Raw genomic sequence first — 13,771 nt, forward strand, 5'->3', positions numbered from 1 at the left:
ATCCCCCCATTGAATCGGAAGCATCGTGGTAGCCCCCTTCAAGCTTGATCGTCTGGATCTGCGCATCCTCAGCCAACTGCAAAAGAACGGCCGCATCACCAACGTCGACCTGGCCGACGCGGTGGGGCTGTCGCCCAGTCCCTGCCTCATCCGCGTCAAGCGGCTGGAGCAGGCGGGCTACATCTCCGGCTACGGCGCGCAGCTGCGCATGGAGAAGCTCGGCGACACGCTGACGGTGTTCACCGAGGTCACGCTGTCCGACCACCACCGCGAGGACTTCATCCGCTTCGAGGCCGCCATCCGCGAGATCGACGAGATCCTCGAATGCCACCTCGTCAGCGGCGGCTACGACTACCTGCTGCGCTTCACCACGCGCGGCGTCAACCATTACCAGACGATCGTCGAGGGCCTGCTCGAGCGCAACATCGGCATCGAGAAGTACTTCAGCTACATCGTCATCAAGTCGCCGTTCGTCAAGACCCATTACCCGATCGAACGGCTGTTCGCGCCCACCACCGAATAGGCGGCGCCTTCATCCATCACTGCTTCATGACCGACTCCCCCAGCGGGCCTCGCGCCCGATTCGTGCGCCTGGCCGAGACCGACCGCCCGGCGGTCTCCTTCAGCGTCGACGGCCTGCCGGCGACGGCGATGCGGGGGGACACCCTGCTGGTCGCGTTGCTCAACCACCGCCGCGACCTGCGGCGCTCCGAGTTCGGCGACGGGCCGCGCGCCGGCTTCTGCCTGATGGGCGCGTGCCAGGACTGCTGGATCTGGCGCGAGGACGGCGTGCGTCTGCGCGCCTGTTCCACGCCGGTGGAGGAAGGCATGGCGGTGCGCACGGCGCCGCCGGTGTCGTACTGGCCCGAGACGCTGGACCTGGTGCTGGTGCGCGAGCGGGAACGCGAGCGCGAACGGTTGAGGTCGCTATGAGCGCGCCCCGAGTGGTGGTGGTCGGCGCGGGCCCGGCGGGCACGCGCGCGGCGCAGGCGCTGGTGCAGGCCGGCCTGCGGCCCGTGGTCGTGGACGAGGGCCGACGCAACGGCGGCCAGATCTACCGGCGCCAGCCGGAGGGCTTCAAGCGCGGTTATGCGCAGCTCTACGACACCGAGGCCGCCAAGGCGCGCGCGGTGCACGAGGACTTCGACGCGTTGCTGCCGCACATCGATTACCGGCCCAACACGCTCGCCTGGAACGTGACGGCCGGGCACCTGCACGTCGCGCAACCGGACAACGGCGAGGCGGAGTCGCTGCCCTTCGACGCGCTGCTGATCTGCAGCGGCGCGTCCGACCGGCTCATGCCGGTGGCGGGCTGGCACCGCGCCGGCTGCTACAGCCTGGGCGCGTCGCAGATCGCGCTGAAGGCGCAGGCCTGCGCGATCGGCGCGCAGGTGATCTTCATGGGCAGCGGGCCGCTGCTGTACCTGGTGGCCTCGCAGTACCTGAAGGCGGGCGCGCGCGTGGAGGCGGTGCTGGACACCGCGCCCGAGCGTCCGCCGCTGTCCGCGCTGGGCGGCCTGTTGAGCCGGCCGCGGCTGCTGTGGCGCGGGCTGCGCCTGGTGGCGGGCCTGCGCGCGGCGGGCGTGCCGGTGCTCAAGGGCGTGACGCCGATCGAGATCGAAGGCTCGGCCGACCACGGCGTGACCGGCGTGCGGGTGCGCGACGCGTCGGGCCAGGAGCGGTACTTCGACGGCGACGCCGTCGCGCTGGGCTGGCATCTGCGCGCCGAATCGCAGCTCGCGGACCTGGCGCGCTGCGACTTCCGTTTCGACACCGCCAGCCGCCAGTGGCTGCCGGTGATCGACGCGGACGGCCGCGGCAGCGTGGCGGGTGTCTATCTGGCCGGCGACGGCGCGCGGCTGCTCGGCGCCGACGGCGCGGAAGCGGCCGGACGCCTGGCCGCGCTGGCGGCGATGAGCGACCTGGGCCATGCGCCCGGCGTGCATCGTTACCTGGCCGACCGCGACGGCCTGCGGCGCACGCTGGCGACGATGGATCGTTTCCGCAAGGGCCTGATCGGGACCTTCCCGTGGCCGCACGCGCAGGCGGCGGCGTTGCCGGACAACGCGGTCGTCTGCCGCTGCGAGGCCGTCACCGCCGGTGATCTGCGCCGCTGCGTGGCGGAGTCCGGCAGCCGCGAGCTCAATCGCGCCAAAGCCTTCAGCCGGGTCGGCATGGGCCGCTGCCAGGGACGTTATTGCGGGCAGGGCGCCGCGGAGCTGGTGGCCGCCGCGGCCGGCGTGCCGATCGAGCTGGTCGGGCGCATGCGCGGGCAGGCGCCGGTGAAGCCGTTGCTGATGACGACACGGGAAGAGACCGTTCAAGACCATGTGGGAGAGCAGGCATGAGCGCGGCGATCCATGACAGCGACGTCCTCATCGTCGGCGGCGGCCTGATGGGCGCCACGACGGCATTCTTCCTGCGCCATCACCACGGCGTGAAGGTCACGCTGCTGGAGCGCGAGCTCGTCGGCCGGCAGGCCAGTGGCACCAACTTCGGCAACGTGCGGCGGCAAGGCCGCGACCTGGCGCAGATGCCGCTGGCCAATCGCGCGCACGCCGCCTGGACGCGCATCCGCGAGCTGCTGAAGGAAGACCTGGAGTTCGTGCCCTACGGCCACCTGCGCGTCTGCTACAACGCCGGCCAGTTCGCGAAGCTGGAGGCGCATGCGCGCGAGGCGCGGCCGCTGGGGCTCGACCTGCAGCTGTTCAGCGCCGAGCAGTTGCAGCAGCGCTGGGGCATCTTCAGCCCGGAGGTGGTGGGCGGGTCGCTGTCGCCGCATGACGGCCACGCCAATCCGCGCCTGGCCGGCCCTGCGTTCGCGCGCGCCGCGGTGCGCGCCGGCGCCGAGGTCCATGAGCACAGCGAGGTCGCGCACATCGAGCGCCAGGGCAGCGGCTTCGAGGCCGTCACCACCGACGGCCGCCGCTATCGCGGCGCGCAGCTATTGCTGACCAGCGGCGCGTGGTCGGGGCGTTTCGCCGCCGCCTTCGGCGAGCCGGTGCCGCTGGAGGCGCGCGGGCCGACGATGGGCGTGACCGAGCCGCTGCCGCATGCGATCGGGCCGTCGATCGGGCTGTCCTCGCCGATCGAGACCGAGGGGTTGTACTTTCGGCAGATCTCGCGCGGCAACATCGTCTTCGGCGGCGGCCTCAAGGGGCCGGCGCACGCGGACCGGGTGCGCGCCTACGTGTTGCCGGACAACACGCTACGGCAGTTCCGCGAGCTCAAGCGCATCGTGCCGGCCTTCGCCAACGTGCAGTTGATCCGCGTCTGGAGCGGCATCGAGGGCTACACCGCCGACTGGTCGCCGGTGATGGGCCCCAGCGCGCGCGTGCCGGGCCTGCATTACGCCTTCGGCTTCAACGGCGAGGGCTTCGCGATCTCGCCCGGCGTCGGCGAGGTGATGGCGGAGCTGCTGGCCACGGGCAGCACCAGCACGCCGATCGCGCCGTTCTCGATCGCGCGCTTCGCCCGCGCGCAGGCCGCGGCGCCCGCCGTGGCTTGAGGACACGCACCGCGCGCCCGACGTGGCGCGCGGTGCCGTCGCGTAGGTCTTGCGCCGATTCGTCCTGCCTCCCGCCGAATCCTGCTGAATCCTGCCGAACCGCGGCGACATTGCGCCGGCCTGGCGGTGACCTCCCGATGACGCCCGCGCCCTCCCGAATCGACGGCCATCTCGGTGCAATCCCGCACCATCCCCGGCGCTCCCCGCACCACCGTTCGACACATGGCAGACTGTGCTGTAGACCGCCCGTCAATACGATAGGAACTTGCGTGCGCGGGGGTGCAAACAGCGAGCGGTCCATGTCCTCACTTTCATAATGCCTTCATGAATTCCCGGTCCGTCATCGCCGCGCTCCTGCTCTCGATGCTGCTTCAGGCAGTCTCGTTGGGCGGACATTGGGCCGGCAATGGCAACCCGGCGGACGCGCTGCACGCGGTGCTGCACTGGTCCGGCGTGCTGCATCACCACGACCACGAAGTCACCGAATCCGCGCAACGCGACGGCGGCGCGAGCCTCCCGGCGCAGGCGGCCTCGGCCGGCGGCGACGACGGCACCGGCTTCGAGGCCTTCGCCGCGGAGTTCGCGCAGGTCACGCTGCATCCGGGCGAGAGCTACCACCAGGACCACTCGCTGGACTCGCGCCATCACCTCAGCATCGACGCCTGCGTCAGCGTGGTGGGCATGATCCCGGCGCTGATCGCCAGCCCCGACCTGTCGCAGTCCGGCGGTCCGCCGGTGGCGGGTCCGCAGGTGGAGCCCGTCGATCCGTTCCTCTACGGTCCGCTGCGACCTCCTCGATCCCTCGCCTGATCCCGACCTGTTCCGTCCTTGACGGCGCCACGCGCGCCGGCCTCGGGCGGAGCCTTGTCCCACACGCAGCCCGTCCCCGACGACGACACCGCCACGCGGTGCCCGGGGTGACGGCTGCCCGAGATCGGCAGGATCATCTTGACTCTCTCTTTTTGGAATCGCTCACGACGGGCGGTGACGGCGGGCCTGGGCCTGGCGTTGCTGTCGGCCGCCGCCGCGCGGGCCGAGCCCGTGACGCTGGCCGCCGCCGTCGACGCCGCCTGGCGCAAGACGCAGGCCGGCGCCGCGGCGCAGGCCCAACAGGCGCTGGCCGATGCCGAGCGCCAGACCGCGGCCAGCCTGCTGGCGGGATCGCCCGCGCTGTCGCTGTCCGAGCGCAGCGACCGCTGGCAGGACAACACCGGCGTGCGGGAGCGCGAGATCGCGCTCGCCTTGCCGCTGTGGCTGCCGGGACAACGCTCGGCGCGCCTGCAGGCCGCGGAGGCGGAGTCCGCCTCCGCGGCGCAGGCCGTCGCCGCCGCGCGGCTCACGCTGGCCGGCCAACTGCGCGAGCTCGCGTGGTCCCTGTCCAGCCTGAAGGCCGAGGCCGAGGGCGCCTCGGCGCAGCAGCGTTATCTGCAGACGCTGGCCGCCGACGTCGACCGGCGCGTGAAGGCCGGCGACCTGGCCCGCACCGATGCGTTGGCCGTCGACGGTGAACGCCTGAATGCGCAGGCCGAGGCGATCTCGGCACAGCAGCGCCTGCAGGCCGAGCAGCAACGCTGGACGGCGCTGACCGACCTGGCGCCCGATGTCGTCGCCGACGAGCCCGATGCCGGGCGCGCCGCCGGCCAGGAGGCGCTGGTGGACTCGTTCGACGAGGTCCGTCATCCGCAGCTCGCGCAACTGGCGCTGGCGGAAGAGGCGGCGCGCCGGCAGGTCGAGGTCGCGCGCCGCGACATCAGCGAGGCCCCGGAGCTCAGCCTCGGCTACCGCCACGAGCGCGACGCGCGCGGGCAGGCCAGCCGTGGCAGCGTCACGGTGGGCCTGCGCGTGCCGTTCGGCACCGACGGGCGCAACGCACCGCTGCGCGCCGCCGCGCAGGGCGCGCTGGACAAGGCCCGTGCCGAGCAGGCGCGTGCCCGGGCCGCGCTCGCCGCGGACTGGCGCATCGCCCGCGACGCGCTGTCCGTCGCCGAGCGCCAGACGGCCATGCACCGCGAGCGCGCCGCGCTGCTGCGGCAGCGGGCCGCGCTGCTCGACAAGTCCTTCCGTGCCGGCGAGACCGCCTTGCCCGACCTGCTGCTGGCTGTTCAAGCCGCCGCGCAGGCCGATGCCGCGCTCGCCCGTCAACTGGCCGCGCAGGGCAATGCCCGCGCGCGCCTGCTCCAAGCTTCAGGGGTGATGCCATGAGCTCCCAGCTCGTCCTTTTCCGTCCGATCGCCACGCCGTCGATCGATGCCCGTTCCAACGTCCCATCGATGTCCCGCTCTTGCCCGCGCTCGGCCCCGCGGTCGACTTCGCGTGCCGCCGTCCGGTCCTCGTCCGCCGCGGCCCTGGGTCTGCTGAGCCTCCTGGCGCTCGCGGCCGGGCTGCTGCTGGCTTCTCCGGCCTGGGCTTCGCCCGGCGCTCACGGCCCCAACGGCGAGCACCTGGACGGTCCGGCCGCCGCGGTCGCCGGCAGCGGCGCGCCGCGCGTGGAGGCGTTCTCCGAGTCCTTCGAGATCGTCGGCCGCCTGGAGGCCGCCGGCCTGGTGCTCTACATCAGCCGCTATGAGACCAGCGAGGCGGTGCTGAACGCCAAGGTCGAGGTCGAAGTCGGCGGCGTCAAGGCGCCGGCCGTCTTCGAGTCCGAGCCTGGCAGCTACCGCGTCAGCGACAAGCGCCTGCTCGACGCGCTGCGCGCGTCCGGCCGGCACGCGCTGCTGTTCACCGTGACGGCGGGCGCCGATTCCGACCTGCTGGACGGGCCCATGGCCGTCGCGTCGGACGCGGGCCATGCGGACGCGCATCACGACGGATCGCCGATCGGCCTGCGCGGCGGGCTGGCGCTCGCCGGCGGCGGTCTGCTGTCCCTCGCCCTGGTGGTGGCCCTGCGCCGCCGCAATCGCCAATGAACGCCGGGAGCCCATTCATGACGCACTCCATGAAGCATCCGAATCCGGCGATCCGCGCGATCCCGAAGAAGAACCGCTCGATCATCTCGACCGCCGCGATGCTGGCGCTGTCCGCGCTGCTCGCGGGCGGCGCGACGGCCTCGCCGGGCGCGCACGGCCCGAACGGCGAGCACCTGGACGGCCCGACGACGCTGAAGGTCGACGGTCTGGCGCGGCTGCCCGACGGCAGCGTGCAAGTCCCCGTGCCGGCACAGCGCCGCATGGGCGTGGCGACCCGCATGGTGCCGCTGACCGACGCGTTCGGCGCGCAGCAGCTGGCCGGCCGCGTGGTGATGGACCCGAACGCCGGCGGCCGCGTGCAGACGGTGCAGGGCGGGCGCGTGGAGCCCGGCCCCAAGGGACTGCCCGAGGCCGGCCGCGCGGTGAAGCGTGGCGAGGTGCTGGCCTACGTCCGCTATCACGCCGACCCCTTCGCCCGGAGCAACCAGGAAGCAGCCGCGAGCGAGCTGCGCGCCAACCGCGGGCTGGCCGCGCAACGGGTGCAGCGTCTGCGCTCGCTGGAAGGCAGCGTGCCGCGCAAGGAGATCGAGGCCGCCGAGGCCGAGCTCGCCAGCCTGACGGCGCGTGAGCGCGAGGTCGCCGGCAGCCTGCAGGCCCGCGAGGCCCTGCTTGCGCCGGTGGACGGCGTGATCGCCAGCGCCAGCGTGGTGGCGGGCCAGGTGGTGGAGCCGCGCGACGTGCTGTTCGAGATCGTCGATCCGGGCCGCGTGCTGATCGAGGCGGTCACCGCCGACCCGGGCCTGGCCGCGCGCATCTCCGGCGCCCGGCTGGCCGAGGTGCCCGGCGTGACCCTGCGCATGACCGGCGCCGGCCGCGCGATGCGCGACGGCGTGCTGCCGCTGACCTTCCGCGCCGAAGTCGCCAAGGATGCCCAGGACAGCGAGGCGGGCAAGGGCGGCCGCGTTTCCGCGTTGCCGCTGGCGGTCGGGCAGACGCTGGGCGTGATCGTCACCACGGACACCCGGCTCAAGGGCTACGTGCTGCCGGCGCGGGCGGTGGTCCGCAACCCGGCCAACGAGGCGATCGTGTGGATCAAGTCGGGGCCCGAGCGGTACATCCCGCAGCCGGTCCAGTACCAGCCGCTGGACAGCGCGACCGTGGTCGTCACCCGCGGCCTGGGCGAGGGCAACCGCGTCGTGGTGCAAGGCGCGCCGCTGATCGCGCAGATCCGCTGAACGGGCAAGGCACATCATGTTCAATTGGATCGTCCGATTCAGCCTGCACAACCGGCTCTTCGTGCTCGCGTTCGCCGCGGTGCTGCTGGTCTATGGGGCGATGACGGCCTGGCGCACGCCGGTCGACGTCTTCCCCGACCTCAACAAGCCGCTCATCACCATCCTCACCGAGGCCGGCGGCATGGCCCCGGAAGAGGTCGAGCAACTGGTCACCATCCCGATCGAGACCGCCCTGAACGGCATGCCCGGCGTGACGCGGGTGCGATCGACCTCGGGCGTCGGCCTGGCCCTGCATTACGCCGAATTCGATTGGGGCACCGACATCTACCGCAACCGGCAGATCGTCGGCGAGCGCCTGGCGCTGGTGCGCGAGCAACTGCCCGCCGGCATCACGCCGGTGATGGGGCCGGTGTCGTCCATCATGGGCGAGGTGATGCTGATCGCCTTGCCATTGAAGGCGAACGAACCCAAGGCGGCCGGGCCGAGCGCCGGGCCGCACCCGAGCCGGCCCGGCATCCCCTCGGGGGATCGACCGGCGTCCGCGCCGGGCGAGGGATTCACGGCCACGCCGATGCAGGTGCGGGAGTACGCCGATTTCGTCTTGCGGCCCCGGCTGCTCGCGATCGGCGGCGTGTCGCAGGTGATCCCCATCGGCGGTGAAGTGCGCACGCTGCGCGTAGAGCCGGACACCGCGCGCATGGCGCAGCTCGGCGTGACGTTGACGCAGATCCAGGCGTCGCTGACCGGTTTCGCGGCCAACGTCGGCGGCGGCTTCATCGACCTCAACAGCCGTGAGTACCTGATCCGCCACATGGCGCGCACCACGCGCATCGAGGACCTGCAAGGCGTGGCGGTGGCGTGGAAGGACGGCCGCGCCGTGCTGCTGGAGCAGGTGGCGCAGGTGCGCATCGCCCCGGCGATGAAACGCGGCGACGCCGGCTACGACGGCGCGCCGGCGGTCATCGTCAGCGTGCAGAAGCAGCCGGGCGCCGACACGGTGGCGCTGACCAACCGCATCGAGACCGCGCTGCGCGAGCTCCAGGCGGGCCTGCCCGCCGGCGTGGCCGCGCCCAAGGTGCTGTTCCGCCAGGCCGACTTCATCGACGCCTCGATCGGCAACGTGAAGGAGGCGCTGCGCGACGGCGCCATCATGGTCGCGATCGTGCTGTTCGCGTTCCTGCTGTCGGCGCGCACCACGCTGATCTCGCTGACGGCGATCCCGCTGTCGCTGGCGGTGACGGCGCTGGTGTTCCAGCTGCTGGGCCAGTCCATCAACGTGATGACGCTGGGCGGCATCGCGATCGCGATCGGCGAGCTGGTGGACGACGCCGTCGTGGACGTGGAGAACATCCTGCGCCGCCTCAAGCAGAACCGCGCCGCGGGCAATCCGCTGCCGGTGCGGGAGGTCGTGCGCCAGGCCAGCGTCGAGGTGCGCTCCGGCATCGTCTACGCGACCACGATCGTGGTGCTGGTGTTCGTGCCGCTGTTCGCGCTGCCGGGCATCGAGGGCCGGCTGTTCTCGCCGCTGGGCGTGGCCTACATCGCCTCGGTGCTGGCGTCGATGGTGGTGTCGATGACGCTGACGCCGGTGCTGTGCGCGTGGCTGCTGCCGCGCATGAAGCGCCTGGACCATGACGACAGCCTCCTGGTGCGCTGGCTCAAGACCCGCGACGAGCGGCTGCTGGTCTGGTCCTTCCCGCGCGCCAAATGGCTGGTGGGCCTGGCCGCGGTGGCCGTGCTCGTCGCCGCCGCGAGCGTGCCCTTCATGCCGCGCGCCTTCCTGCCCGCGTTCAACGAGGGTTCGCTGGTGCTGGGCATGATGTTCAACCCCGGCACCTCGCTGGAGGAGGCCAACCGCATGGGCACGCTGGCCGAGCGCCTGATCCACGAGGTGCCGGAGGTGACGCAGGTCGGCCGCCGCACCGGCCGGGCCGAGCTGGACGAGCACGCGGAGGGCGTGCACGCGGCCGAGATCGACGTGGACCTGGTGCGCGAGGGCGGCCGCGGCCGCGAGGCGGTGATGGCGGCGATCCGCGAGAAGCTCTCGGTGCTGCCGGCGCAGGTGGCCATCGGCCAGCCGATCTCGCATCGGCTGGATCACCTGCTGTCCGGCGTGCGTGCCCAGATCGCGCTGAAGATCTTCGGCGACGACATCGACACGCTGCGCGGCCTGGCCGACCAGATGCGCGGCCGGCTGGCGTCGGTGCCGGGCCTGGTGGACCTGACGGTCGAGAAGCAGGTGCTGATCCCGCAGATCACCGTGCGGCTGGACCAGCGCAAGGCGGCGCAGGCGGGACTGGCGCCCGGCGAGGCGATGCGGCTGCTGCAGGCGCTGACCGACGGCGCGCACGGCGCCGAGATCGTCGACGGCCAGCGCCGTTACGACCTGGTGCTGCGCCTGCCCGACAGCCAGCGCAGCCCGCAGGACCTGGCGCGCACGCTGATCGACACGCCCGCGGGGCGGCTGCCGCTGTCCTCGATCGCGACGGTGGAGGAGAGCGACGGCCCCAACCAGATCGGCCGCGAGAATAGCCGGCGCCGCATCGTCGTCTACGCCAACACCGACGGGCGCGACATGAGCCAGGTGATCGCCGACATCCGCAAGATCGTGGCCGAGACGCCGCTGCCCGAAGGCAACTTCGTCAGCCTCGAAGGTCAGTTCCAGGCGCAGGAGCAGGCCACGCGGCTGATCACGCTGCTGTCCCTGCTGTCGCTGGCGATGGTGTTCCTGGTGCTGTACTCGCGCTACCGCTCGGCGGTGCTGGCGGCGGTGATCATGGCCAACATCCCGCTGGCGCTGATCGGCAGCGTGGCGGCGATGTGGCTGGCGGGCGTGAGCCTGTCGGTGGCGTCGATGGTGGGCTTCATCACGCTGGCGGGCATCGCCACGCGCAACGGCATCCTCAAGGTCAGCCATTACATCAACCTGTGCCGCCTGGAGGGCGAGGCCTTCGGCCAGCCCATGATCGTGCGCGGCTCGCTGGAGCGCCTGACGCCGGTGCTGATGACGGCGCTGGTGGCCGCCTTCGCGCTGACGCCGCTGCTGCTGGCGGCGGACGCTCCGGGCAAGGAAATCCTGCACCCGGTGGCCGTCGTGATCTTCGGCGGCCTGATCAGCTCGACCCTGCTGGACACGCTGCTGACCCCGATCGTGTTCTGGCTGGTCGGACGACGTCCGACCGAGCGCCTGCTCGCCGAAGGACGCGCCGCCGACGAGGAGGCTCGACTGGCACCCCGCGCACCCGTGGGGGAGGCCTTCTGACGCGGCGCCGCCGGATGCGGCCGGCGGCGCGCCAGACCTTGCCCCGCAGTTTTCGATTCAGTTTCCCCAGCAGTACCAGAAGCAGTAAAGAAGCAGTAGTCGAGCAGCCATCGACGCAGTAACCGATGTTGTTCCCGTTGTAATCCACAGGCCGAGCGCGCCGCCTTCTTTCAAGAGCGCCAGCTACCAGCCGGAGAGTGAAGATGCAAGCATTTCAACGACAGATCGGCCGCGGCGCCATGGCCTGGGCCCTGGCCCTGGCCACGCTGACCGGCGCGCCCGCCGCGTGGGCCCATGGCGACGGCACGCCCAAGCACGGCGGCATCGTGCAGACGGCCAACGACCTCAGCTTCGAATTGGTGACCGAGGCGGACGGCGCCACCCTCTACATCGAGGACCACGACAAGCCGCTGGCCACCGACGGCTTCACGGGCAAGCTCAGCGTGCTCAAGGACGGCGTGAAGTCGGAGGCCGCGCTCAAGGCCACCGCGCCCAACATGCTGGTGGCGCGGGGCATCAAGCTCGGCGCCGGCAACAAGGTCGTCGCCGTGATCACCACGCCGCAGAAACAGACCCTGGCGGTCCGTTTCACGCTGCGTTGATCGGTTCGGGCCTCCTCCCACCCCCACACGATTCACGGAGCTTCACGCCATGTCCTTGATCCGCCTCCCCCGCGCCGCCATTCCAGCGGCCGCCCTGCTGGTCTGCAGTCCCGCGCTCTGGGCGCAGGAAGCCGCCAGCCCCCCCAACACCCCCGGCGTCGCGAGCGCCGCCGAGAAAGCGTCCGAAGACGCGAAGAAGAAGAGCGACGCCGCGCTCGAGACCGTCACCGTCCAGGGCACCCGGCAGCCCTACCGCACGCTGTCGGCCACCGGCGCGATGAAGACCGACACGCCGGTGCGCGACATGGCGCAGAGCGTGCGCGTGCTGTCCGGCGAGATGCTCAGCGATGCCGGCGTCACCAAGCTGAGCGCGGCGCTGGACCTGAGCAGCGGCGTGTCCAAGCAGAGCAACCTGGGCGGCCTGTGGGACAGCTACGCGATGCGCGGCTTCACCGGCGATCCGAGCTTCGGCTCGGACTACATGGTCAACGGCTTCAACTACAGCCGCGGCTACAACGGCGTGCGCGACACGGCCAACACCGCGTCGGTGGAAGTGCTCAAGGGCCCGGCCTCCGCGCTGTACGGCCGCGGCGAGCCCGGCGGCACGGTCAACATCACGACCAAGAAGCCGCTGTTCGTGCCCGAGTACACGATGGAGGTCTCCGGCGGCAGCTACGGCACGCTGCGCGCCACCGCCGACCTGACGGGCCCGATCAGCGAGACCATCGCCTACCGGCTCAACGTCGCGCAGGAGAAGGCCGACAGCTACCGCGACCACGTCGAATCCGAGCGCACCATGCTGTCGCCGTCCTTCCTCTGGATGGTGAGCGAGAACACGACCGTGTCCTACGAGCTGGAGTACTCCAAGCAGAAGGCCACCTTCGACCGCGGCGTCGTCGCGGTCAAGGGCCAGCTCGGCCTGGTGCCGCGCAGCGCGTTCTACGGCGAGCCCAATGACGGCTTGCACCACACCCGCACCGTCGGCAACCAGATCTTCGTCCAGCACTATTTCAACGACGACTGGTCGATCCAGACCGGCCTGAGCTACCGCGACAGCTCCATCGAAGGCATCTCCACCGAGGCGCGTTTCCTGCAGGCCGACGACCGCACGCTGGTGCGCCAGCGCCGCACCCGGGACAACTCGGGCGTGGACCTGTCGGGCCGCTTCGAGCTGCTGGGCAAGGTGCGCACCGGCGGGTTGAAGCACAACCTGCTGGTCGGCGTCGACGCCTACAAGTTCGTCGACAAGCGCCAGCAGTACCGCGTCGCCACGTCCACGCCGATCGACATCTACGCGCCGGTCTACGGCGCCACGCCGCCGCCGATGACGCTCAACACCTGGACGCGCGAGGACCAGAAGGCGCGCTCGGTCTACGGCCAGGACCAGATCGACATCGGCGAGCAGTGGAAGGTGCTGCTGGGCGTGCGTTACGACAGCTACGACCAGTCGCTGCTGAATCGCCGCAACAGCGTCACCACCGAGCAGTCGCTCAGCGCCACGTCGCCGCGCGCCGGCGTCGTGTACCAGCCCAGCAAGACGGTGTCGCTGTACGCGACCGCGTCGCGCAGCTTCCGCCCCAACAGCGGCGTGAGCCGGAACTTCACGCCCTTCCCGGCGGAGAAGGGCAAGTCCGGCGAGGTCGGGGCCAAGTACGACTCGGCCGACGGCCGCATCTCCGGCACGCTGGCGATCTACAAGATCTCCAAGAACAACGTGCTGACGCCGGACCCGCTGGACCCCAACAACTTCTCGATCGCCGCCGGGCAGGTCGAGAGCAAGGGCGTCGAGCTGGACCTGGGCGGCGAGCTGTCCAAGGGCCTGCGCCTGTCGCTGTCCTACGCCTTCACCGATGCGAAGGTCACCGAGGACAACAACGCCTTCCTGGTCGGCCGCCAACTGGCCAACGTGCCGAAGAACAGCGCCAACGTGCTGCTGGTGCAGGCCTTCAAGCTGGGCGCGGGCCGCGCGACCGCGGGCTTCGGCCTGAACTACGTCGGCCAGCGCGAGGGGGCCGTCGCGCCGCTGACCGCCGCCGACGACTTCAAGCTGCCGGCGTACACGACGGTCAAGTTGCTCGGCAGCTATCAGCTGGACAAGCACTGGCGTTTCTCGCTGGATGTCGACAACGTCTTCGACAAGGTGTTCTATACCAGCTCCTACAGCCAGGTCTGGGTCTATCCCGGCATCGGCCGCAAGGTGATGGCGTCGGCCCAGTACAAGTTCTGACCGGGGCCGGCCCCGTCCGGGGCGAGCCCGT

General features: G+C 71.3%; 11 protein-coding genes. All 11 read left to right on the plus strand.

Going from position 1 to position 13,771, the window contains the following annotated elements:
- Positions 1–25 precede the first annotated feature (25 nt).
- The 11 genes from CDN99_RS25175 (at position 26) to CDN99_RS25225 (ending at position 13,740) form a co-directional block, all read left to right on the plus strand.
- On the plus strand, positions 26–523 hold the full coding sequence (locus CDN99_RS25175) for an Lrp/AsnC family transcriptional regulator (protein WP_088388003.1): 498 nt from the start codon (positions 26–28) through the stop codon (positions 521–523).
- 26 nt (positions 524–549) lie between these two features.
- Positions 550–933, plus strand: coding sequence for a (2Fe-2S)-binding protein (locus CDN99_RS25180; RefSeq protein WP_088388005.1), 384 nt, complete (start codon positions 550–552; stop codon positions 931–933).
- On the plus strand, positions 930–2,348 hold the full coding sequence (locus CDN99_RS25185) for an FAD/NAD(P)-dependent oxidoreductase (protein WP_088388007.1): 1,419 nt from the start codon (positions 930–932) through the stop codon (positions 2,346–2,348). The genes CDN99_RS25180 and CDN99_RS25185 overlap by 4 nt, the downstream gene beginning before the upstream one ends.
- Positions 2,345–3,508, plus strand: a complete 1,164-nt coding sequence (locus tag CDN99_RS25190) for an NAD(P)/FAD-dependent oxidoreductase (protein WP_088388009.1) — start codon at positions 2,345–2,347, stop codon at positions 3,506–3,508. The genes CDN99_RS25185 and CDN99_RS25190 overlap by 4 nt, the downstream gene beginning before the upstream one ends.
- 324 nt (positions 3,509–3,832) lie before the next feature.
- Positions 3,833–4,318 (plus strand): hypothetical protein, encoded by a 486-nt coding sequence (locus CDN99_RS25195; protein ID WP_088388011.1) that lies wholly within the window; start codon positions 3,833–3,835, stop codon positions 4,316–4,318.
- Positions 4,319–4,456: 138 nt separating this feature from the next.
- Positions 4,457–5,710 carry a TolC family protein gene (locus CDN99_RS25200; RefSeq protein ID WP_238139699.1) on the plus strand — a complete coding sequence of 418 codons (1,254 nt, stop codon included), beginning with the start codon at positions 4,457–4,459 and terminating at the stop codon, positions 5,708–5,710.
- Positions 5,707–6,414, plus strand: a complete 708-nt coding sequence (locus tag CDN99_RS25205) for a hypothetical protein (RefSeq protein ID WP_238139700.1) — start codon at positions 5,707–5,709, stop codon at positions 6,412–6,414. Before CDN99_RS25200 ends, CDN99_RS25205 begins: the two co-directional genes overlap by 4 nt.
- A gap of 98 nt (positions 6,415–6,512) precedes the next feature.
- Positions 6,513–7,649 (plus strand): efflux RND transporter periplasmic adaptor subunit, encoded by a 1,137-nt coding sequence (locus CDN99_RS25210; RefSeq protein ID WP_088388189.1) that lies wholly within the window; start codon positions 6,513–6,515, stop codon positions 7,647–7,649.
- 16 nt (positions 7,650–7,665) lie between these two features.
- Positions 7,666–10,911, plus strand: coding sequence for an efflux RND transporter permease subunit (locus tag CDN99_RS25215; protein WP_088388013.1), 3,246 nt, complete (start codon positions 7,666–7,668; stop codon positions 10,909–10,911).
- 203 nt (positions 10,912–11,114) lie between these two features.
- Positions 11,115–11,513, plus strand: coding sequence for a hypothetical protein (locus CDN99_RS25220; protein WP_238139701.1), 399 nt, complete (start codon positions 11,115–11,117; stop codon positions 11,511–11,513).
- A gap of 49 nt (positions 11,514–11,562) precedes the next feature.
- Positions 11,563–13,740, plus strand: coding sequence for a TonB-dependent siderophore receptor (locus CDN99_RS25225; RefSeq protein WP_088388015.1), 2,178 nt, complete (start codon positions 11,563–11,565; stop codon positions 13,738–13,740).
- Positions 13,741–13,771: the final 31 nt, after the last annotated feature.

It is taken from the genome of Roseateles aquatilis, from assembly GCF_002205645.1.
Lineage (GTDB): Bacteria > Pseudomonadota > Gammaproteobacteria > Burkholderiales > Burkholderiaceae_C > Roseateles > Roseateles aquatilis.

Coding starts and splice junctions, on each gene's coding strand:
- CDN99_RS25210 (WP_088388189.1), top strand. CDS start 6,513: ATGCTGGCGCTGTCCGCGCTGCTCGCGGGCGGCGCGACGGCCTCGCCG.
- CDN99_RS25195 (WP_088388011.1), top strand. CDS start 3,833: ATGAATTCCCGGTCCGTCATCGCCGCGCTCCTGCTCTCGATGCTGCTT.
- CDN99_RS25185 (WP_088388007.1), top strand. CDS start 930: ATGAGCGCGCCCCGAGTGGTGGTGGTCGGCGCGGGCCCGGCGGGCACG.
- CDN99_RS25225 (WP_088388015.1), top strand. CDS start 11,563: ATGTCCTTGATCCGCCTCCCCCGCGCCGCCATTCCAGCGGCCGCCCTG.
- CDN99_RS25220 (WP_238139701.1), top strand. CDS start 11,115: ATGCAAGCATTTCAACGACAGATCGGCCGCGGCGCCATGGCCTGGGCC.
- CDN99_RS25190 (WP_088388009.1), top strand. CDS start 2,345: ATGAGCGCGGCGATCCATGACAGCGACGTCCTCATCGTCGGCGGCGGC.
- CDN99_RS25215 (WP_088388013.1), top strand. CDS start 7,666: ATGTTCAATTGGATCGTCCGATTCAGCCTGCACAACCGGCTCTTCGTG.
- CDN99_RS25205 (WP_238139700.1), top strand. CDS start 5,707: ATGAGCTCCCAGCTCGTCCTTTTCCGTCCGATCGCCACGCCGTCGATC.
- CDN99_RS25180 (WP_088388005.1), top strand. CDS start 550: ATGACCGACTCCCCCAGCGGGCCTCGCGCCCGATTCGTGCGCCTGGCC.